This is a genomic window from Mycolicibacterium setense, from assembly GCF_000805385.1.
Taxonomy (GTDB): domain Bacteria; phylum Actinomycetota; class Actinomycetes; order Mycobacteriales; family Mycobacteriaceae; genus Mycobacterium; species Mycobacterium setense.
The window spans coordinates 200638-219834 of the sequence record NZ_JTJW01000010.1; the positions used below are offsets into that span (position 1 = coordinate 200638).

Here is a 19197-nt window from a genome sequence, read left to right on the forward strand (position 1 = left end):
GGTTCGCGAAGGAGGTCAGGTCGGTATGCGAGAACTCAGAGTCGTTGGATTGAACGTAGACGGCAGACGCATCATCTGTGAATCCGACGACTCCGAGAAGGACATGTTCAGCTTGCGTGTCGATGACCGGCTCCGCGCTGCGATGCGCGGTGACAAGGTCGCCTCGAATCAGACCGACATCGATGTAGAGGTGCAGAACGTGCTGCGACCCAAGGAGATTCAGGCGAAGATCCGCGCCGGTGCGTCGGTCGAGCAACTGGCCGCGTCCGCTGGGGTGCCGGTCGAGCGGGTCGAACGGTTCGCGCATCCAGTGCTGCTGGAACGCGCCCGCGCGGCCGAGTTGGCCACCGCAGCGCATCCGGTCCTGGCCGACGGACCCGCAGTGCTGACACTGCTGGAAATCGTCACGACAGCCCTGGTGGGCCGCGGCCTCGATCCCGACTCCGTCGCCTGGGACGCCTGGCGCAACGAGGACAGCCGCTGGACCGTGCAGCTGGCCTGGAAGGCCGGCCGGTCGGACAACGTCGCACATTTCCGGTACACCCCCGGAGCCCACGGCGGCACCGTGTCCGCCTCCGACGATGCGGCCCGTCAGCTGATCAACCCCGATTTCGGCCGGCCGCTGCGTCCGGTTGCCGTGGTGCCGCACCTGTTCGACAACCACGAGCCTCACGAGGTTCAGGAGACGCCGGCGGCGGTGCCCGAGCAGATCAGCCGCCCGGCCGAACCCGCGCCCGCTCCCCCGGCCCCCAAGCGCGGCCGCAAGGCCCGACCCGCCGTCCCGGCCTGGGAGGACGTGCTGCTGGGCGTCCGCTCGTCGGGAACTCAACCCTGATCGTTTGATCGCTCAACGCCGAGGAACCCAGCCAGCGCGCTGCGAGCCTCGGCGTAGTGCATTTCTCATGTGACGCATGCGACGGCCTCACCCGCTCCGATATTAGTTATAGTGTCTAATAACTAGACTTGCTATACATCTGGAGGGGTCATGCCGCGCACCGAGAACGACACCTGGGATCTGGCCACCGGCGTCGGCGCCACCGCCACCGGCGTGGCCGCGTCACGGGCGCTGGCATCCAGCGCGTCCGACCCACTGATCTCCGACCCGTACGCGCGGCCCCTCGTCGACGCCGTCGGCGTGGACTACTACGTCCGCCTGGCCCAGGGCGACCTGGTCGCCGCCGACACAGCCGACCCGCTCGATCCGCACCTGATCGCCGACGGCATGGCCATCCGCACCCGCTACTTCGACGACTTCCTGCTGGCCGCCGGCGAGGCGGGCATCCGGCAGGCCGTCATCCTCGCCTCGGGCCTGGACTCCCGCGCCTACCGGCTGCCCTGGCCGGCCGGGACGACGGTGTTCGAACTGGACCAGCCCGCCGTCATCGAGTTCAAGAGCCGCGCGCTTGCCGGTCTGGGCGTCGCGCCGACGGCGGAGCTGCATGCCATCGGCATCGACCTACGCCACGACTGGCCCGCCGCCCTGCGGACCCGAGGTTTCGACCCGCAGGTCCCCACCGCGTGGATCGCCGAAGGACTGCTCGGCTACCTGCCGCCCGACGCGCAGGACCGGCTGTTCGACAACATCACCACACTGAGCGCACCGGGCAGCCGCCTTGCCACCGACTGGATCAGCGAGCAGTCGCAGCTGGCCGACAGCCGGATCCGGACGCTCACCGAGCACCAACGCGAGCAGGGCCTGGAAGTCGACGACCTTTCGGAGCTGATCTTCACCGGCGACCGCAACGCCGTCGCGGACTACCTGACCGAAACCGGCTGGAGACCCGAAACCACCACTGCCGAACGGATGTTCGCGGTCCACGGCAGGAAGTTCCAGCGCGACGAGGCCGTCGCCGGATTGCTCGACGCCAACTACACCGCGGCAGAACTGGTGGCCTGAGCCGTCAGCCCTGGCCCAGCCCGATCGCCAGGAGCGCCAGCCAGCCGCACGCCACGCCGACGCCCGAGCCCAGGACGAACCAGCGCCACACCGGCCGGTGCCGCCAACCCCACACGGTGGGCGCCAACCCGCCGACGGCCACCATGTTCAGTCCGATCGCCAGCAGCGGGTGCACCCGAAGCAGTCCTACCCCGAGCACCACGATGGCCGCGCCCAGCACCACGGCCACGAAGCCGGCCACGGTCAGGCCGGTCCCCCACGGCGTGGAATCGTCGGTCACGGAGTCAATCTAACGCGATCTCAGCTCCCGAGCCTGGCACGTTCATAGAACGCGAGCGCCGCCGCCGTGGCGACGTTGAGCGAATCGGTGCCCCGCGACATCGGGATGCGCACCCGCACGTCGCTGGCCCGCATCGTGTGCTCGGTCAGCCCGGGCCCCTCGGCGCCGACCAGAACCGCCACCCGATCGCCGTCGAGCTGCGACATCGCCTCGGACAGGGTGGCGGCAGCCGGATCAGGCGTCATGGCCATCAGCCGAAAACCTTTGTCCCGCAGTAGTTCTAGATCACCGGGCCATGAGTCGGCCCGCGCGAACGGCACCAGCAGGGCATGACCCATCGACACCCGCACCGCCCGCCGGTACAGCGGGTCGGCACAACCCGCGCCGAACACCACCGCATCGACCGCCAGCCCGGCGGCATTCCGGAAGATCGACCCGAGATTCTCGTGGTCGTTGACGCCTTCGAGCACCGCCACGGTGCGGGCCCCGGAAATCACCTGCGCCACCGACAACTCGGGCGCCCGCGAGGCCGAGGCCAGCACGCCGCGGTTGAGGTGGAACCCGACCGCGGCGGCCATCACGTCCGGACTGGTCCGATAGAACGGCACGTCCACGCCCTCGAGGTCGGCGGCCAGTTCCGTCAGGCGCCGGTCGGTGCCCAGCAGCGCGCGAGGGACGAAGCGAGACGCCAGCATGCGCTGAGCCACCAGCACGCCCTCGGCGATCACCAGACCCTTGCCACTCGGCAGGTCGGGCCGGCGGTCCACACTGTTGAGATCGCGGAAGTCGTCCAACCGGGAATCGGCCGGATCCGCTATATCGATGACCTGCAGCAGTCTCACGCGCCTTCGAGGACCATCGCCGACAATAGATCGGTCGCCGTCAGCAGAGTCTGGCGTTCATCAGGGCCCAGCCGGGACAACTGCACCTTGAGCCATTCCTGGCTGGCCTTGCGCTCGGCCTCGACAAGGCTCACCCCGGCCGGCGATGCGGACACCACGATCTGACGTCCGTCCACCGGATGGGCGGCGCGGGCCACCAGGCCCTGCTCGGCCAGAGAAGCGATGACCCGGGTCATCGACGGAGGGCGCACCCGCTCACGCAACGCCAAGGCGCCCGGCGTCATCGCACCTTCCTTGGTCAAGGTGGCCAGCGCCGAGAACTGGGTCAGCGAAACCGGGGATTCCGCACGCCGCGTACGCAATTGACGGGCGAGACGGACCACTGCCAGAGCGAGATCATTCGCGAGCCGCGCCTCCGGATCTTTCACATCGGAAATAGTACTGAGGCTGGCGTCGTAAAGGGCTAAAACCAAGACCAATGAATGGCCGCCCCATCGGATACGTTGGTCACCGATGACCGAGGAGACCAACGACGCGCCAGAGCCCCAGCCGCCGTCACTGCCCGCCGCCCTACTGGAGCCGTGGCCGGTGATCGTGGTGATCGCCACGGGCTGGCTGATCGCCACCATCGTCGCCTTCACCGTCGACGGTCTGCAACACTGGCGGCCGTTCACCGTCGCCGGCCTGGCAATCGGCGTCCTCGGCACAACCATCTTTCTGATCCAGCGCCGTGCCGTGCGCCGCGGATCCCGCGGCGCACAAAGCGGATTGACCTGAGGAGACACCATGGCCGCACCACTTCTGCAAGCCAGCGTCGACATCGACGCACCGGTCGACAAAGTCTGGGAACTCATCTCGGACCTGAGCCGGATGCCGCAGTGGAGTCCGCAGTGCCGGCTGATGAAGCCGCTGGGCCCGGTGCGTCCCGGCACCCGCACGTTCAACCTCAACCGGCGCAAGTTCATGTTCTGGCCCACCACGTCACGCATCACCGAGGTCGTCGACAACAAGCGGCTCGCGTTCCTCGTGGAAGGCAACAACACCATCTGGAGCTACGAACTGGAACCGACCGCCTCGGGCACCCGGGTGACCGAGTCCCGTCACGCCGAGAACGGCACCACCGCGGTGTCCAACGCTCTGGTCGGGGCGTTGTTCGGCGGAGTGCCGAGCTTTGAGGACGAACTGGTCGACGGGATGAAGGCCTCGCTGGCGCGGATCAAGGCCGCCGCCGAGAACTGAGCCAACCCGCCGATTCGCCTCAGTCAGCGGTATCAAGCACGCCGTCGTCATACGGCTCATACAGCGGCGACCCGGTGCCCTGCGGTGCCGGTGTGTCCGAATGAGCACCGCAGCCGTACTCGGCCTCCACCACATGACCGTCGGCCGACAGATCGTTGGCGCACACACCGAACATCACGCCCAGCGCGCCGCCGAGCGGTAGATAGAAACCACAGTCACGGCAGACGCGCCGCGTCGAGCGGGCCATCGCCGAACCGGGCCCGTAATCGCCGTCGTGCCAACGCTGCGCGGCCTGCGCCCGGCCCCACTCACTGAGCACCCGGCGCCGGCCGAGGCCGAGCTCGAGAGGGGCGTCGTCGATCAGCGGATCCCCGGTGGCCACATAACCCGGAACCAGCCGCGGATCATCCGTCGGTGGAGCCAGCAGGTCGCCGGGGCCGAGATCACCAGGGCGGAGCCGCTCGTTCCACGGAATCCACTGCGGCGCCAGCAGCGCCGTCGGCCCGGGAATCAGGACCAGCTCGCTGATGGTCACGTGATCGGCACCTGGATAGGCCGCCACCACGACAGCCCACTGCCAACCGCGGTAACCAGGCAGATCGGCCAGGAATCGGTGTGTCGCCGAGGCAGCGTCCTCGATGCTGACGCCGAGGTATTCACCCACGGCACCCTCGCCGCTGAACTCGATCAGCGCCGCACGAGCCTGTTCGGCGGCACCGCGAAGCAAGGCCTCCTGCTCGCGCGACGGCGCCGCCGGGGGAGCTGCCCGGCCGGATTCGGAAGACTGCTCAGCTGGTTCGGTCACGCTTTCCATCGCCTCCATAGTGCCTGATCGGGGCAACCACAGGCCACACCGGTCGCCTGTCGGCCGTCTGCGGGCCGGATAGGAGAGAATCGGGAGGTGACCTACTACCCGCCGCGGCCGCCGGCCGATCACGGCGCGGAACATCCCGGAATGGCCAACTACCCCAGCGGGGAGACACCGCGTCGGCCACGCAGGCAATCGGTGCCCAGCTCCAACCGCTGGCTCCCGCCGCTCGACGAGCAGCACACCGCCGCATATTCGGCGCCACAGGACGCACCACCGCCCCGCGGGGTCGGATCAGCGGCCGGTGAGCGTGTCACCGTCACCCGGGCGGCCGCGGCACGCAGCCGCGAAATGGGTTCGCGGATGTACGGTTTCGTGCACCGCGCCGCCACCGCGGACGGCGCCGACAAGTCCGGGCTGACGGCACTGACCTGGCCGGTGGTGGCGAACTTCGCCGTCGACGCGGCCATGGCCGTGGCGCTGGCCAACACGCTGTTCTTCGCCGCGGCCAGCGGTGAGTCCAAGAGCAAGGTCGCCCTCTATCTGCTGATCACAATCGCCCCGTTCGCGGTGATCGCCCCGCTCATCGGGCCCGCCCTGGACCGCCTGCAGCACGGCCGCCGGGTGGCGCTGGCCGCCTCGTTCGCATTGCGTACGGGGCTGATCGTGGTGCTGATCGCCAACTACGACGGCGCCACCGGCAGCTATCCGTCCTGGGTGCTCTACCCCTGTGCACTCGGCATGATGGTGCTCTCGAAATCGTTTTCCGTGCTGCGCAGCGCGGTCACCCCGCGCGTGCTGCCCCCGTCGATCGACCTGGTCCGGGTGAACTCCCGCTTGACCACCTTCGGCCTGCTGGGCGGCACCGTCGTCGGCGGCGGTATCGCCGCGGGTGCGGAGTACCTGTTCAACGTGGCGCAACTGCCCGGGGCGCTGTACGTGGTGGTCGCGGTCAGCGTGGCAGGCGCGGTGCTGGCGATGCGGATCCCGAAATGGGTCGAGGTCACCGAGGGCGAGGTACCCACCACGCTGAGCTACCACGGCCAGTCGGGTGACCCGGGCGAGCTGCGCCGTCACCCCGGCAAGCCCAAGGCCGAACGTCAGCCGATGGGCCGCAACACCATCACCGCGTTGTGGGGCAACTGCACCATCAAGGTGATGGTCGGATTCCTGTTCCTCTACCCCGCATTCGTCGCCAAATCCCACGATGCCAGCGGCTGGGAACAGCTGCTGATCCTCGGACTGATCGGCGCCGCGGCAGGCGTCGGCAACTTCGGCGGCAACATCGCCGCCGCCCGGCTCAAGCTCGGCCACCCCGCCCAGCTGGTGGTGCGGGCCGCCACCGCGGTCACCGTCGTCGCCCTGGCCACCGCGCTGACCGGGAATCTGCTGGTGGCTGCCGGCGCCACCCTGGTCACCTCGGCCGCCAGCGCCGTCGCCAAGGCCTCGCTGGACGCGTCGCTGCAAGACGACCTGCCCGAGGCGTCGCGGGCATCGGCATTCGGCCGGTCGGAATCGGTGTTGCAGCTGGCCTGGGTGGCCGGCGGCGCGACCGGGGTGCTGATCTATACAGACCTCACAGTCGGGTTCACTACGATCACGGCCGTGCTGATACTGGGTCTGGCGCAGACCATCGTGAGTTATCGCGGCGAATCACTGATTCCCGGCCTGGGCGGTAACCGCCCCGTCCACGCCGCACCGGAAGGCGGCGGCCGGCCCGCGGCGGCGCCGTCGACTGCACAGTGGGGGTCCCGATGAAGCGTGCCCTCGCGGTCCTGGCGGCCGTTGTCGTGCTGGCGATCGCCGGCACCGCGGTCGGGGTCTGGCGGTTGCACAGCTCCCACGGCGAGCGGCTGCCGCAGATCAGTGCGTACTCGCACGGGCACTCGGTGCGCATCGGCCCGTTCCAGTACTGCGAGGTGCTCAACCTCGACGACTGCGAAGAACCGCGTGACACAGGCGAGTTGGTGGTGACGAAGGACAATCCGATCCAGCTCTCGGTGCCCAGCTCGGTCGGCCGGGCGCCGTGGCGGCTGCTGCGGGTGTACGAGAATCCGATCGACACGACGGTCACGTACTTCGCGCCCAACACCACACTGGCCGTCACCATCCCCACGGTCGACCCCAACCGGGGCCGGCTCACCGGGCTGGCGGTCCAGCTGCTGACCCTGGTCCAGGATCAGGCCGGCGAGGAGTTCGCGCTACCCCATGCCGAGTGGTCGGTCAGCACCGTCTGGCCGGACAGGCCGGCGCTACCCCGCTGAGTGGCCTGCCGGTACCCGCTCCCCCTCGGGTGTCGGACCGGGCGGCGTTCCATCGCCGAAAGGCTTACCGCCCAACGATTCCCGGCCATGCGGCGTGAGCCAGTTGGCCAGGTCCGGACCCTTGGGCACGATCTGCGTCGGATTGATGTCCGAATGGACGATGTAGTAGTGCTGCTTGATCTGGACGAAGTCGATGGTGTCACCGAAGCCCGGTGTCTGGAACAGATCTCGCGCGTACGCCCAGAGCACGTCCATCTCGGCGAGCTTGGACCGGTTGCACTTGAAATGGCCGTGATAGACCGGATCGAACCGGGCCAGCGTGGTGAACAATCTGACGTCGGCCTCGGTGATGGTGTCACCGACCAGATACCGCTGGGTGCTCAGCCGCTCGGTGAGCCAGTCCAGCGCCGTGAACAACCGGTCGTAGGCGGCCTCGTAGGCCTGCTGTGAGCCGGCGAACCCGCACCGGTACACACCGTTGTTGACCTCGGTGTAGATGCGCTTGGCCACCGCATCGATCTCCGCGCGCAACGGTTCGGGATACAGCTGCGGGGCACCCTCGCGGTGATACTCCGACCACTCGGTGGAGAAGTCCAGCGTCATCTGGGCGAAGTCATTGGTGACCACCGCGCCCGTGGCGACCTCGACGATCGCGGGCACCGTGATGCCCTTCTGGTAGTCCGGGAACCGCTTGAAGTACGCGTCCTGCAACCGCGGAATCTTCAGCACCGGGTCGAGCCCGTCGGAGTCGAGGTCGAACGTCCAGCTGCGGGCGTCATGCGTCGGACCGCAAAAGCCAATGGACAGAGCACTTTCCAGGCCCAGTAGCCGTCGGACGATGATCGTGCGGTTGGCCCAGGGACAGGCCCGCGCCACGATCAGCCGGTACCGGCCCGCCTCGACGGGGTAACCATCGGATCCGTCGCGCGTGATGCGCGTGGTGATGTAGTTGGTGTCGCGGTTGAACTCACCGCTTCCGCTCGCGACGTAGGAGCCCTGGGTCATGACACCAGCATGCCCGCCGAGAGTTGGCTTGTGTTCGAGAAATCAGTGGATCCTCGAACACAAGCCGACGTTCGGCCACGGTGCTGTCAGGCGTCGAGTTCCTGCGCGACGGCCTTGACCACCTCGGACACCCGGCGCGCGACCTTGCGGTCGGGGTAGCGGCCCTTGCGCAGCTCGGGCTGCACGATGTCCTCGAGCAGCGTGATCATGTCCGAAACCATGCCGTGCAGCTCATCGGGAGTGTGCTTGTGTTCGGGACGCTCGGCCTCCCGCCGGGCACGGCTCAGGCTCGGCGGCGGGTCGATGAGCTTGAGGCTCAACGCCTGCGGGCCACGACGACCGGCGGCCACACCGAACTCGACACGTTGACCGGCCTTGAGGCCTTCGACACCCGCGGGCAACGCCGAGGACCGCACGTAGACGTCCTCACCGTCCTCCTGGGACACAAAGCCGAAGCCCTTTTCGGCGTCGTACCACTTCACCTTGCCGGTCGGCACTGCTACTCACCCGCTCGTCTTGTCAGAACCTGTACACACATAAAGTTCGCGCCCCGTCAGCGCCGGGACGCGATGCAGAGATCTTACTCGGCCCTGGCCGGGTGCTTCACCCCTATTACTCGGTAGGCTTGCAACCACCTCTGAAAGAGAGATGCGCGGCTGATGCGAGTGATACTCAACGTCATCTGGTTGATCTTCGGCGGCCTGTGGCTGGCGCTGGGATACCTGCTGGCCGCGTTGATCTGTTTCGTCCTGATCATCACCATCCCATTCGGGTTCGCCTCGCTGCGCATCGCCTCCTACGCGCTGTGGCCGTTCGGCCGCACGATCGTGGACAAGCCCGGAACCAGGCCCGGCGCCCTGATCGGCAACATCATCTGGGTGCTGCTGTTCGGCATCTGGCTGGCCATCGGCCACCTGGTCAGCGCCGCGGCCATGGCCATCACCATCATCGGAATCCCGCTGGCGCTGGCCGACCTCAAGATGATCCCGGTCTCGCTGGTCCCGCTGGGCAAGGAGATCGTCCCGGTCGACTCACTGAAGGCCGCGGTATGACTCTGACCCCGCTCGGGTTGCCCTCGGTGCACCGATCCGGCGTACCGGGCGACGGCGCGTCTCTCGGCCCGGCCCCCGCCACCGGTCCGTTGGTGGACACGTACGGCCGGGCCGCCACCGATCTCCGGGTGTCGCTGACCGACAAGTGCAACCTGCGCTGTACCTATTGCATGCCTGCCGAGGGTCTGGACTGGCTCCCCGGCGAGGCGCTGCTCAGCGCCGAGGAACTGAGCCGCCTGCTGCGCATCGCCGTCACCCGACTCGGCATCACCAGCGTGCGGTTCACCGGCGGCGAGCCGTTGGTCACCCGCCACCTCGAAGATGTGGTGGCCGCCGCCGCGGCTCTTCACCCGCGACCGGAGATCACCCTGACCACCAACGGCATCGGCCTGGCCCGGCGTGCCGCGGGCCTCAAACGGGCCGGGCTGAACCGGATCAACGTGTCGCTGGACAGCATCGACGCCGCGCACTTCGCCCGGATCACGCGCCGCGACCGGCTGGCCGATGTGCTCGAAGGCCTCGCGGCCGCCAAAGCCGCCGGACTGGAGCCGGTGAAGGTCAACGCCGTACTCGACCCGGTTTCGGGTCTCGACGATGTCGTGGACCTGCTTGGCTACTGCCTGGATCACGGATACCAGTTGCGGATCATCGAGCAGATGCCGCTGGACGCCGGACACACCTGGCAGCGCGGGACCGTCATCGACGCCGATGCCATCCTGGGCGCCCTGGGCCGTCACTTCGACCTACAGCCCCATCCGTCGCCGCGGGGATCCGCTCCGGCCGAGCTGTGGCAGGTCGCCGCGAGCGCAGACCATCCGGCAGGCGCAGTCGGGGTGATCGCCTCGGTGTCGCACGCGTTCTGTTCGGCTTGTGACCGCACCAGGCTGACCGCGGACGGCCAGATCCGCAGCTGCCTGTTCTCGACCGAGGAGAGCGATCTGCGTGCGCTGCTGCGGGGCGGCGCCGACGACGACGCCATCGAGGCGGCCTGGCGGACCGCGATGTGGGCCAAGCCCGCGGGGCACGGCATCAACGACCCGGATTTCGTCCAGCCCGTACGACCGATGAGCGCGATCGGCGGCTAGATGACAGACCCCACCGTGGCCGTGACGGTCCGTTATTTCGCCGCTGCGGCCGCCGCCGCGGGAGTTGATACGGAAACGTTAGATTTGGCAAAGGATTCGACCATCGCGACGCTCGTCGATCACCTCAGCGGTCGCGACGCGGACCTCGCACGAGTGCTAAAGCGCTGCTCATACCTGTTGGACGGGGTGGCGGTCCGCGATATGGGCAAGCGTGTGTCAACGTCTCAGACCGTGGATGTGTTACCGCCTTTCGCCGGCGGTTAATCGTGATTTCCATCACATAACGAAATGATCACGAGCTGGCTACAGCACGGTGGAGCGCCTCGCCCACCTGCGGCAACACAAAAATAACCTGCACCTTTAAACAACTTTTAGAGTTTGCTCTGGGCCAAAACGCCCGAGGCCGCCAAAAGTGACGCGATAGCGGGCAGCGGTTACCGTTCATTCCCAAGTCAACCGACCCTAATCGGTTGGCCCACCCCGACCGATAGCGCCGAGCTCCATCCATCGGGCAAGGGTTCACAACGAACAACGAGGATGGAGGCGGGGGACCCAACCGGTCCACCGATTTATTTCAGGACCAGGAGCCGCTTGCGGCCCCTTGGGGTGAAGCCGTCGCCGTTTCGACGACGCCGGCCGGGTGACCTCTCTGACCCGAACCCGACAGCTGACCTCGTGGGCGCATACGAGAGGACCTTCACGCTTATGAGTGGACGGCATCGCAAGCCTGCTTCCTCGTCTTCAGCAAAGAATGTCGCCAAGATCGCCTTCACCGGAGCTGTGCTCGGTGGCAGCGGCCTCGCACTGGCCGGACAGGCCATGGCCGCCACCGACGGCGAGTGGGATCAGGTAGCCCGCTGCGAGTCCGGCGGCAACTGGGCGATCAACACCGGCAACGGCTATCACGGCGGTCTGCAGTTCTCCCCCAGCACGTGGTCGTCCCACGGCGGCGGCGAGTACGCACCGGCGGCCTACATGGCCACCAAAGAAGAGCAGATCGCAGTCGCCGAGCGCGTGCTGGCCGGCCAGGGCAAGGGCGCTTGGCCCACCTGCGGCCGTGGCCTGTCGGGCGCCTCCCCGCGCAACGTGGTCGCCGAACCCGCTCCGGCCCCGCTGGATGCGCCCGCCGTGAACGGTGAACTGCCGCCGCCGCCCGAGGCTCCGGCCCCGGCACCCGAGGCCGCCCCGATGGACGCCCCGCTGCCGCCCGCCCCCGAAGCGCTGCCGCCGGCCCCCGAGGCTCCGGCCCCGGCACCTGAGGCCGCCCCGATGGACGCCGCACTGGCGCCCGCTCCCGAGGCCGCGCCGATCACCGACGCCGCACTGCAGGTGCCCGCCCCTGAGGCCCCGGCCCCGGCTCCTGAAGCGCCCGCTCCGGCCCCTGAGGCCCCGGCTCCCGAAGAGGCGCCTGCCCCGGCACAACCGGTCGCCTACGTCGATCAGATCCAGCAGGCCATCGAGAAGCAGGGCCTCGACGGCAACATCGTCATCAACGGCTGAGTGTCAGGCCGAACCGACCCATTCGTCGGTGCCGTCGGAGAAGTACTGGTGTTTCCACACCGGTAGCCGCTCTTTGACGGTGTCGACGAGACGGGCACAGGTTTCGAACGCCGCCCTGCGATGGTCCGCTGCGACAGCGGCCACCAGGGCGGCGTCTCCTATATGTAGGGTTCCGATGCGGTGGCTGACCGCGATCGCCCGCACGCCGGACGCCTGCTCGGCCACCTCGGCGGCGACCTCTTGCAGGGTTCGCAGGGCATAGGGGTGAGCGGAGTAATCGAGCCGGATGACCGAACGTCCCTCGTCGTGATCGCGCACCACGCCGGAGAACCCGACCACCGCGCCGGCCGCCTCGTGGGCCACCAGCGCCTCGTATTCGGTCAGCGAGATCGGTGTCTCGGTCAGTTCGACACGTATGATGGACGCGCTCATGTGTGGTCCTTTCCGCCCAGCTGGTCCAGGGCATGCTCCAGCACACCGCCCAGCACGCCCAGCCCGTCCTTCACGCCACCCGGCGACCCGGGCAGGTTGACGATCAAGGTGCGCCCAGCGACACCACACACGCCGCGGGACAACACCGCAGTGGGCACCTTGTGCGAGCCGGCACGCCGGATGGCGTCGGCCAACCCGGGGATCTGATAGTCGAGCACCGACATGGTCGACTCCGGCGTCGCGTCGGTGGGCGATATGCCGGTCCCGCCGGAAGTGATGATCAGGTCGACGCGCTCGGCCAGGGCGGCCCGCAGGGCGTCGGCGACGGCGTGTCCATCGGCGACCACCACCTGCTCGGTGACGTCATACCCGCGGTCGGAGAGCCAGCTGACGATCAGGGGGCCCGTCCGGTCGTCGTACACCCCTGCCGCGGCACGGGTCGAGGCGATGATGACCCGCGCCGAACGCGTCACTGCTTGGTTTCTTCCGGCTGTCTTTCCCACAATCCCGTTTTACCGCCTTCTTTGCGCACCACTTTGATGTCGTCGATGCGCGCAGCGGGGTCGACGGCCTTGATCATGTCGTACAGGGTCAGCGCGGCCACGCTCACCGCGGTCAGCGCTTCCATCTCGACCCCGGTGCGGTCCGTGCTGCGCACGGTCGCGGTCACGGCCACCGCGGCATCCCGGACGTCGAAGTCCACGTCGACGCCGGTGAGGGCCAACTGGTGGCACAGCGGTATCAACTCGGGTGTCCGCTTGGCGGCCAGGATCCCGGCCACCCGCGCGGTGGCCAGGGCATCACCCTTGGGCAGGCCGCCGGAGGCGATGAGGGCCACCACATCCGGCCGCGTGTGCAAAGTGCCCACGGCGACCGCGGTGCGCTTGGTGACGTCCTTTGCCGTGACGTCGACCATGTGCGCCGCGCCGGACTCGTCGAGGTGCGACAGTCCCACTGTTACCTGTTGACGACCGTGGCCGACTGGATGAAGGGCAGCTCTTCGGCCGGCAATGGAAAGGTCACATCGCCGAACGGTGACAGTGCGCCGGTGCGGTCGGTGGCGAGCTCGCTGACGGCGTGATCATCGCCGTCGGAGAGCACCGGCCAGCCGTTGTCGACGTAATGGTTCTTCTTGTTGTCAGCCACGCCCCACATTGTGGCAGGCGGCCGATCCGGTGGCGAGACCGGCGCGGCGGTCGGCGCGAAGTAGCTTTACGCTGGTCAGGATATGACCGCCGCACAGACCCCCGGAATCCCGCTGGGCGCCTGGTTGGCCGAACTCGACGACAAGGGCCTGATCCGCCTGCTGGAACTGCGGCCCGACCTGAGCCAGCCGCCGCCGGGAACGATCGCCGCGCTTGCCGCGCGCGCCACCTCACGCCAGTCGGTCAAGGCTGCCACCGACTCACTGGACTTCCTGCGGCTGGCGGTCCTGGATGCACTGCTGGTGCTGCACGCCGAGACCCACGCCGTCCAGATGTCCCAGGTAATTGACCTGTTGGGTGACCGCGTCGGCTCCGGCGACGTGACCGCCGCGGTGGACGACCTGCGCGAGCGCGCCCTGGTGTGGGGCGAGGCCGCCGTCCGGGTGGCCCCCGAGGTCGCCGCCGGCCTGCCCTGGTTTGTCGGCCAGGCCGCCATCGAGAGGCCCGAGCGCAGCCCCGACGAGATCGCCACCCTGCTCGGGAGCCTCGACGACGCCCAGACCGAGCTGCTGGCCCGGCTGCTGGAGGGCTCGCCCATGGGCCGCACGCGCGACGCGGCTCCCGACACTCCGCCCGACCGGCCGGTGCCGCGACTGCTGGAGGCCGGGCTGCTGCGCCGGATCGATGACGAGACGGTGATCCTGCCCCGGGTGGTCGGCCAGGTGATGCGCGGCGAGGCACCCGGCCCGCTTGAGCTGACCGCACCGGCACTCCGGACGACGTCGACGACGCCTGCCGATGTGGACGCGGTGGCCGCCGGCGCGGCCATCGACCTGCTGCGCGAAATCGACCTGATCATCGAAACCCTCGGCAGCACACCGGTTCCCGAGTTGCGCAACGGCGGCCTCGGCGTCCGCGACGTCAAACGGTTGGCCAAGGCCACCGGCATCGACGAAGCCCGGCTGGGGCTGCTGCTGGAATTGGCCGCGGGTGCGGGACTGATCGCCGCCGGGATGCCCGAACCCGACCCGGGTGACGGGACCGGGCCCTACTGGGCGCCGACGGTGGCCGCCGACCGTTTCATCGAATCGCCCACCTCGGTGCGCTGGCACCTGCTGGCCGCGACCTGGCTGGACCTTCCGGCCCGGCCCGCCCTGATCGGCAGCCGCGGGCCGGACAACAAACCTTTTGCCGCACTGTCGGATTCGCTGTACTCCACAGCGGCGCCGTTGGATCGCCGGCTGATGTTGAGCGTGCTGGCCGAACTGGATCCGGGCGCCGGGGTCGACGGAGCCGAGGCTGCCCGGGCGATGCTGTGGCGGCGTCCACGCTGGGCGGCGCGTCTGCAACCGGCCACGGTCGGCGGACTGCTCGCCGAGGCGCACGCGCTGGGCATGGTGGGCCGCGGCGCGATCAGCACGCCGGCCCGTGGGCTGCTGGCCGGCGATCCCGACGAGGACGTGCTGGCCGCGATGGCCAAGGCCCTGCCCAAACCGCTCGACCACTTCCTGCTGCAGGCCGACCTCACGGTGATCGTGCCCGGCCCGCTGGAGCGGGATCTGGCCGAGCACCTGGCCGAGGTGGCCACCGTCGAATCGGCGGGCGCGGCGATGGTCTACCGCATCAGCGAAGCGTCCATCCGTCGCGCGCTCGACGCCGGACGGACCGCAGGCGACCTGCACACCTTGTTCGAGAAGCACTCAAAAACCCCGGTGCCGCAAGGGCTGACATATCTCATCGACGACGTCGCGCGCCGCCACGGCCAGCTGCGGGTCGGGATGGCCACCTCGTTCCTGCGGTGTGAGGATCCGGCACTGCTGGCCCAGGCCGTCGCCGCGCCTGGCGCCGACCGCCTCGAGCTGCGGCTGCTGGCGCCCACCGTGGCGGTGTCCCAGGCGCCGATCGCCGACGTGCTCACGGTGCTGCGGGAAGCGGGATTCGCGCCCGCCGCCGAGGACTCGACCGGCAGCGTCGTCGACATCAGGGCGCGCGGCGCGCGCGTCGTCGCACCGACCCGGCGCCGCGTCTACCGCCCGCCCTCACCGCCGAGCGCCCAGACCCTCGGCGCGGTCGTCGCGGTGTTGCGCAAGGTGGCGTCCGGACCGTTCTCCAGTGTGCGTCTCGACCCGGCGATGGCCATCACCCAGTTGCAGGACGCCGCCATCAACCAGACCTCTGTGGTGATCGGCTACGTCGACCCCGCCGGAGTGGCCACCCAGCGGGTGGTCTCCCCCATCAACGTGCGCGGCGGTCAGCTGACCGCGTTCGATCCGGCCGCCGGCCGGGTCCGCGAGTTCGCCATCCACCGGGTCACCTCGGTGGTGTCCGCCGACAATTAGCATCCCCGACCAAAAATAATGACCGCTGTTGCGGCGTGTCGGCGTGCGGACTCGGTCACTCGTCGGCCGGTGTGTCTGCGCGCTCTGGATAATGGACAGGATGACCAGCCAGCCTGAAGCCGAGGGAGCCGCGCATGACTGACGGCCCCCTGATCGTGCAGTCCGACAAGACGGTGCTGCTCGAGGTCGACCATGAGCAGGCCGGAGCGGCCCGTGCGGCCATCGCACCGTTCGCCGAGCTCGAACGCGCCCCCGAACACGTGCACACCTACCGGATCACCCCGTTGGCGTTGTGGAACGCCCGCGCGGCCGGCCACGACGCCGAGCAAGTGGTCGATGCGCTGGTCAGCTTCTCGCGATACCCGGTGCCGCAGCCGTTGCTGGTCGACATCGTCGACACCATGGCCCGTTACGGACGCCTACAGCTGATCAAGCACCCCGCACACGGATTGACGCTGGTCAGCCTGGACCGCGCGGTGCTCGAAGAGGTGTTGCGCAACAAGAAGATCGCCCCGATGCTGGGCGCCCGCCTCGATGACGACACCGTGATCGTGCACAACAGCGAGCGCGGCCGCGTCAAGCAGATGCTGCTCAAGATCGGCTGGCCCGCCGAGGACCTGGCCGGCTATGTCGACGGCGAAGCCCACCCCATCTCGCTGGCCCAGGACGGCTGGCACCTGCGCGACTACCAGGAGATGGCCACCGACTCGTTCTGGGCGGGCGGCTCAGGTGTGGTGGTGCTGCCGTGTGGTGCCGGTAAGACCCTGGTCGGGGCGGCCGCGATGGCCAAGGCGGGCGCGACGACGCTGATCCTGGTCACCAACACCGTGGCCGGCCGGCAGTGGAAGCGCGAGCTGGTGGCCCGCACCTCGCTGACCGAGGACGAGATCGGCGAGTACTCGGGTGAGAAGAAGGAGATCCGGCCCGTCACCATCGCGACGTATCAGGTGATCACCCGCCGGACCAAGGGCGAGTACAAGCATCTGGAGTTGTTCGACAGCCGCGACTGGGGGCTGATCATCTATGACGAGGTGCACCTGCTGCCCGCCCCGGTGTTCCGGATGACGGCCGACCTGCAGTCCCGCCGCCGGCTCGGCCTGACCGCGACGCTCATCCGAGAGGACGGCCGCGAAGGCGATGTGTTCTCACTGATCGGCCCGAAGCGCTATGACGCGCCGTGGAAGGACATCGAAGCCCAGGGCTGGATCGCCCCCGCCGAGTGCATCGAGGTCCGGGTGACGATGACCGACAACGAGCGGATGCTCTACGCCACCTCCGAACCGGAGGAACGCTACAAGCTCTGTTCGACGGTGCACACCAAGATCGCGGTGGTCCGCTCGATTCTGGAACGCCACCCCGGCGAGCCGACGCTGGTGATCGGCGCCTACCTGGACCAGCTGGAAGAGCTGGGCGAGGAACTCAACGCCCCGGTGATCCAGGGGTCGACGAAGAACTCCGAACGCGAAGCGCTCTTCGACGCATTCCGCCGTGGCGAGATCTCCACCCTGGTGGTCTCAAAGGTGGCGAACTTCTCCATCGACCTGCCGGAAGCCTCTGTCGCCGTTCAAGTTTCAGGCACTTTCGGCTCCCGCCAGGAAGAGGCCCAGCGTTTGGGCCGGCTGTTGCGGCCCAAGGCCAACGGCGGTGGTGCGGTGTTCTACTCGGTGGTCTCGCGTGATTCCCTGGACGCGGAGTACGCCGCGCACCGGCAGCGCTTCCTCGCCGAGCAGGGCTACGGCTACGTCATCAAAGACGCCGACGACCTTCTGGGCCCGGCGATCTGACGGTGCGCGTTCAACGCTGAAGATCGTGGTTACCTGGTGACCACAATCTTCAGCATTGCGAGTTATCCACAGATCGCGGAACGGGTCTGGTGAGCGCGGCGTCGCGTATACAACCATGACAGCGTGGACGTCGACGAAGTGCTTCGACATCAGTCGGGGGTCATTGCGCGTCGGCAAGCCCTCGATGCAGGGATGCAGTCGCATGACATTCGGCGGTTTCTCAGACGCAATGAGTGGGCACGCGTCCACGACGGCATCTATGTGGATCACACCGGACCGTTGACCTGGTTGCAACGAGCTTGGGCCGCAGTGCTTTACGCAGCTCCGGCAGCGCTGTGCCTGGAGTCGGCGTTGACCGACGGAGGCTCGGTGATCCATGTCGCGGTCGGCCGCGACCGAGGCGTGCTGGCCGAACCACATGGAGTTCGGATCCATCATCTCGCGCACCTGCACGAGCGAGTGCTGTGGAATATCGGTCCGCCGCGGCTGCGTTACGAGGAAGCCGCGCTTGACGTCGCATGCCAGGCCATATCCGAATTCGACGCGATTGCGGTGCTGGCCAACGCCTGCCAGTCACGGCGTACCACCGCGCTACGTCTACTGCGAGCTCTTGACGCACGCCGACGGGTTCGCCGACGGCGGTGGCTACGGGCGGTGCTGGCCGACATCGTCGAGGGCACCTGCTCGGTCCTGGAGCACGCGTACCTCAATCGCGTGGAGCGGGCACATGGATTGCCGCGGGCCGCTCGACAGAAACGCTCAGCCTCGTCAGTCGGTGTGTGCTACCGCGACGCCGAGTATGGCCAACGGCTCGTGGTGGAACTCGACGGCCTGCCGTTCCACAACTCGGCGTCAGCACGGAACAAGGATTTCGAGCGCGATCTCGACGCCGCGGTCGACGGCCGATCAACCATCCGATTGTCCTATCGCCAGGTTTTCGACCGACCCTGCCAGACCGCCGCGAAGATCGCTCAGGTGATGCGCCGGCACGGGATCGCGGTGAGTGGCCACGCCTGCGGGCCGGGATGTGAATTCGGCCGCCTCGGTCTCGCGGCCTGACGTCTGGACACCTGCCAACGCTGAAGATCGTGGCTACCTGGTGACCACAATCTTCAGCACTCGCGACTCAGGCTCAGGTGTGCGGCCCCATCTGCTTCACGACGGTCAGCAGCACCACCGAATCCGCGAGCGCCTGCAGGCTGTGCCGGGTGCGCGGGATCACGATGTGATCGCCGGGCGAACCCTCCCAGCTCGCTTCGGAGTTGGCCAGCTTCACCCTGCCCTCGATCACCTGCAGCGTGGCTTCACCGGGACTCTCGTGCTCGTCGAGCCCGTTGCCCTCGGTCAGCGCGATCAGCGTCTGGCGCAGTTGGTGTTCATGCCCGCCGTACACCGTGTGGGCACTGCGTCCGCTGCTGGCCGAGCGGGCTGTGGCCAACTGCTGACGTGCGATCGCGGTGAGCGAGATCTTCTCCATATCCGCCAATCGTGCCACCTCCTGTCGATGAACCGTGAGCGATTTCCC

The 19197-nt window shown here is 68.2% G+C and carries 24 protein-coding genes and 1 riboswitch; of the genes, 13 read left to right on the forward strand and 11 right to left on the reverse strand.

The genetic code is table 11. From position 1 onward, the window contains the following. Window positions 1-25: 25 nt before the first annotated feature. Window positions 26-835 (forward strand): septation protein SepH, encoded by an 810-nt coding sequence (sepH, locus tag QQ25_RS26225; protein WP_039382016.1) that lies wholly within the window; start codon window positions 26-28, stop codon window positions 833-835. Window positions 836-985: 150 nt separating this feature from the next. Then, window positions 986-1897: an SAM-dependent methyltransferase gene (locus tag QQ25_RS26230; RefSeq protein ID WP_039382018.1), complete on the forward strand. Its 912-nt coding sequence runs from the start codon at window positions 986-988 to the stop codon at window positions 1895-1897. Window positions 1898-1901: 4 nt separating this feature from the next. Here the strand turns inward: QQ25_RS26230 and QQ25_RS26235 are convergent, their stop codons facing one another. From QQ25_RS26235 to QQ25_RS26245, 3 genes are read right to left on the reverse strand one after another with little or no spacing between them, the layout of a single operon-like run. Next, a complete protein-coding gene (locus QQ25_RS26235; protein ID WP_039324919.1) occupies window positions 1902-2177 on the reverse strand; it encodes a DUF2537 domain-containing protein in 276 nt (91 codons plus the stop codon). Window positions 2178-2197: 20 nt separating this feature from the next. Continuing rightward, window positions 2198-3013 carry a TrmH family RNA methyltransferase gene (locus QQ25_RS26240; protein ID WP_039382662.1) on the reverse strand — a complete coding sequence of 272 codons (816 nt, stop codon included), beginning with the start codon at window positions 3011-3013 and terminating at the stop codon, window positions 2198-2200. A 2-nt stretch (window positions 3014-3015) separates the two neighbouring features. Beyond that, window positions 3016-3447: an Rv0880 family HTH-type transcriptional regulator gene (locus QQ25_RS26245; RefSeq protein WP_039324923.1), complete on the reverse strand. Its 432-nt coding sequence runs from the start codon at window positions 3445-3447 to the stop codon at window positions 3016-3018. Window positions 3448-3532: 85 nt separating this feature from the next. Here QQ25_RS26245 and QQ25_RS26250 point away from each other — a divergent pair, with 85 nt between their 5' ends. Both QQ25_RS26250 and QQ25_RS26255 read left to right on the forward strand, forming a co-directional pair. Continuing rightward, a complete protein-coding gene (locus QQ25_RS26250) occupies window positions 3533-3796 on the forward strand; it encodes a DUF2530 domain-containing protein (protein WP_039382020.1) in 264 nt (87 codons plus the stop codon). Between the two features lie 9 nt (window positions 3797-3805). Beyond that, window positions 3806-4258, forward strand: coding sequence for an SRPBCC family protein (locus tag QQ25_RS26255; protein WP_039324927.1), 453 nt, complete (start codon window positions 3806-3808; stop codon window positions 4256-4258). Between the two features lie 19 nt (window positions 4259-4277). On the opposite strand, the gene QQ25_RS26260 is transcribed toward QQ25_RS26255, so the two are convergent. Next, the gene (locus tag QQ25_RS26260; protein WP_039325202.1) at window positions 4278-5063 is read right to left on the reverse strand and encodes a DUF3027 domain-containing protein; all 786 of its coding nucleotides are present in this window, start codon (window positions 5061-5063) and stop codon (window positions 4278-4280) included. Window positions 5064-5213: 150 nt separating this feature from the next. Between QQ25_RS26260 and QQ25_RS26265 the strand changes: the two genes are divergently transcribed. Beyond that, on the forward strand, window positions 5214-6824 hold the full coding sequence (locus QQ25_RS26265) for an MFS transporter (protein ID WP_234706210.1): 1611 nt from the start codon (window positions 5214-5216) through the stop codon (window positions 6822-6824). After that, entirely contained in the window at window positions 6821-7330 is a 510-nt protein-coding gene (locus QQ25_RS26270; RefSeq protein ID WP_039382022.1) for a DUF2771 domain-containing protein, read from the forward strand. Before QQ25_RS26265 ends, QQ25_RS26270 begins: the two co-directional genes overlap by 4 nt. Here the strand turns inward: QQ25_RS26270 and QQ25_RS26275 are convergent. Together QQ25_RS26275 and QQ25_RS26280 are read right to left on the reverse strand one after the other, a co-directional pair. Beyond that, the gene (locus QQ25_RS26275; RefSeq protein ID WP_039382024.1) at window positions 7319-8335 is read right to left on the reverse strand and encodes a glutathione S-transferase family protein; all 1017 of its coding nucleotides are present in this window, start codon (window positions 8333-8335) and stop codon (window positions 7319-7321) included. The genes QQ25_RS26270 and QQ25_RS26275 overlap by 12 nt on opposite strands. An 86-nt stretch (window positions 8336-8421) precedes the next feature. Then, entirely contained in the window at window positions 8422-8832 is a 411-nt protein-coding gene (locus tag QQ25_RS26280; RefSeq protein WP_003884584.1) for a cold-shock protein, read from the reverse strand. A 162-nt stretch (window positions 8833-8994) separates the two neighbouring features. On the opposite strand from QQ25_RS26280, the gene QQ25_RS26285 reads away from it, so the two are divergent. From QQ25_RS26285 to QQ25_RS26300, 4 genes are all read left to right on the forward strand, one after another. Continuing rightward, window positions 8995-9387: a YccF domain-containing protein gene (locus QQ25_RS26285; protein WP_039382025.1), complete on the forward strand. Its 393-nt coding sequence runs from the start codon at window positions 8995-8997 to the stop codon at window positions 9385-9387. After that, entirely contained in the window at window positions 9384-10472 is a 1089-nt protein-coding gene (gene moaA / locus QQ25_RS26290) for a GTP 3',8-cyclase MoaA (RefSeq protein ID WP_039382027.1), read from the forward strand. The genes QQ25_RS26285 and moaA overlap by 4 nt, the downstream gene beginning before the upstream one ends. Then, window positions 10473-10736: a MoaD/ThiS family protein gene (locus QQ25_RS26295; protein WP_039324939.1), complete on the forward strand. Its 264-nt coding sequence runs from the start codon at window positions 10473-10475 to the stop codon at window positions 10734-10736. It abuts the gene before it with no gap. Between the two features lie 248 nt (window positions 10737-10984). Beyond that, window positions 10985-11169: riboswitch (cyclic di-AMP (ydaO/yuaA leader) on the forward strand. Window positions 11170-11177: 8 nt separating this feature from the next. Next, a complete protein-coding gene (locus QQ25_RS26300; protein WP_039324940.1) occupies window positions 11178-11972 on the forward strand; it encodes a transglycosylase family protein in 795 nt (264 codons plus the stop codon). Window positions 11973-11975: 3 nt separating this feature from the next. On the opposite strand, the gene QQ25_RS26305 is transcribed toward QQ25_RS26300, so the two are convergent. From QQ25_RS26305 to QQ25_RS26320, 4 genes are read right to left on the reverse strand one after another with little or no spacing between them, the layout of a single operon-like run. Beyond that, complete coding sequence (locus tag QQ25_RS26305; RefSeq protein WP_039382029.1) at window positions 11976-12404, reverse strand: molybdenum cofactor biosynthesis protein MoaE; 429 nt, start codon at window positions 12402-12404, stop codon at window positions 11976-11978. Continuing rightward, window positions 12401-12877: a MogA/MoaB family molybdenum cofactor biosynthesis protein gene (locus QQ25_RS26310; RefSeq protein WP_039324942.1), complete on the reverse strand. Its 477-nt coding sequence runs from the start codon at window positions 12875-12877 to the stop codon at window positions 12401-12403. Before QQ25_RS26310 ends, QQ25_RS26305 begins: the two co-directional genes overlap by 4 nt. Then, window positions 12874-13359 (reverse strand): cyclic pyranopterin monophosphate synthase MoaC, encoded by a 486-nt coding sequence (gene moaC / locus QQ25_RS26315; protein ID WP_039324943.1) that lies wholly within the window; start codon window positions 13357-13359, stop codon window positions 12874-12876. Before moaC ends, QQ25_RS26310 begins: the two co-directional genes overlap by 4 nt. Before the next feature lie 2 nt (window positions 13360-13361). Next, window positions 13362-13559 (reverse strand): hypothetical protein, encoded by a 198-nt coding sequence (locus QQ25_RS26320; protein WP_019345946.1) that lies wholly within the window; start codon window positions 13557-13559, stop codon window positions 13362-13364. 73 nt (window positions 13560-13632) lie between these two features. Here QQ25_RS26320 and QQ25_RS26325 point away from each other — a divergent pair, with 73 nt between their 5' ends. The 3 genes from QQ25_RS26325 to QQ25_RS26335 all read left to right on the forward strand — a co-directional run bounded on the left by QQ25_RS26325 (window position 13633) and on the right by QQ25_RS26335 (window position 18731). Further along, complete coding sequence (locus QQ25_RS26325) at window positions 13633-15888, forward strand: helicase-associated domain-containing protein (protein ID WP_039382030.1); 2256 nt, start codon at window positions 13633-13635, stop codon at window positions 15886-15888. A 134-nt stretch (window positions 15889-16022) separates the two neighbouring features. Beyond that, complete coding sequence (locus QQ25_RS26330; protein WP_039324947.1) at window positions 16023-17672, forward strand: DNA repair helicase XPB; 1650 nt, start codon at window positions 16023-16025, stop codon at window positions 17670-17672. Window positions 17673-17795: 123 nt separating this feature from the next. Beyond that, entirely contained in the window at window positions 17796-18731 is a 936-nt protein-coding gene (locus tag QQ25_RS26335; RefSeq protein WP_039324948.1) for a type IV toxin-antitoxin system AbiEi family antitoxin domain-containing protein, read from the forward strand. 73 nt (window positions 18732-18804) lie between these two features. Here QQ25_RS26335 and QQ25_RS26340 read toward each other — a convergent pair whose 3' ends face one another. Then, on the reverse strand, window positions 18805-19149 hold the full coding sequence (locus QQ25_RS26340; protein WP_039324949.1) for a cupin domain-containing protein: 345 nt from the start codon (window positions 19147-19149) through the stop codon (window positions 18805-18807). Between the last annotated feature and the right edge of the window lie 48 nt (window positions 19150-19197).

Excerpts from the sequence above, each read along its gene's own strand:
- sepH (WP_039382016.1), top strand. The coding sequence starts at position 26 with ATGCGAGAACTCAGAGTCGTTGGATTGAACGTAGACGGCAGACGCATC.
- QQ25_RS26230 (WP_039382018.1), top strand. The coding sequence starts at position 986 with ATGCCGCGCACCGAGAACGACACCTGGGATCTGGCCACCGGCGTCGGC.
- QQ25_RS26250 (WP_039382020.1), top strand. The coding sequence starts at position 3,533 with ATGACCGAGGAGACCAACGACGCGCCAGAGCCCCAGCCGCCGTCACTG.
- QQ25_RS26255 (WP_039324927.1), top strand. The coding sequence starts at position 3,806 with ATGGCCGCACCACTTCTGCAAGCCAGCGTCGACATCGACGCACCGGTC.
- QQ25_RS26265 (WP_234706210.1), top strand. The coding sequence starts at position 5,214 with ATGGCCAACTACCCCAGCGGGGAGACACCGCGTCGGCCACGCAGGCAA.
- QQ25_RS26270 (WP_039382022.1), top strand. The coding sequence starts at position 6,821 with ATGAAGCGTGCCCTCGCGGTCCTGGCGGCCGTTGTCGTGCTGGCGATC.
- QQ25_RS26275 (WP_039382024.1), bottom strand. The coding sequence starts at position 8,335 with ATGACCCAGGGCTCCTACGTCGCGAGCGGAAGCGGTGAGTTCAACCGC.
- QQ25_RS26285 (WP_039382025.1), top strand. The coding sequence starts at position 8,995 with ATGCGAGTGATACTCAACGTCATCTGGTTGATCTTCGGCGGCCTGTGG.
- moaA (WP_039382027.1), top strand. The coding sequence starts at position 9,384 with ATGACTCTGACCCCGCTCGGGTTGCCCTCGGTGCACCGATCCGGCGTA.
- QQ25_RS26295 (WP_039324939.1), top strand. The coding sequence starts at position 10,473 with ATGACAGACCCCACCGTGGCCGTGACGGTCCGTTATTTCGCCGCTGCG.
- QQ25_RS26300 (WP_039324940.1), top strand. The coding sequence starts at position 11,178 with ATGAGTGGACGGCATCGCAAGCCTGCTTCCTCGTCTTCAGCAAAGAAT.
- QQ25_RS26305 (WP_039382029.1), bottom strand. The coding sequence starts at position 12,404 with ATGAGCGCGTCCATCATACGTGTCGAACTGACCGAGACACCGATCTCG.
- QQ25_RS26320 (WP_019345946.1), bottom strand. The coding sequence starts at position 13,559 with ATGTGGGGCGTGGCTGACAACAAGAAGAACCATTACGTCGACAACGGC.
- QQ25_RS26325 (WP_039382030.1), top strand. The coding sequence starts at position 13,633 with ATGACCGCCGCACAGACCCCCGGAATCCCGCTGGGCGCCTGGTTGGCC.
- QQ25_RS26330 (WP_039324947.1), top strand. The coding sequence starts at position 16,023 with ATGACTGACGGCCCCCTGATCGTGCAGTCCGACAAGACGGTGCTGCTC.
- QQ25_RS26340 (WP_039324949.1), bottom strand. The coding sequence starts at position 19,149 with ATGGAGAAGATCTCGCTCACCGCGATCGCACGTCAGCAGTTGGCCACA.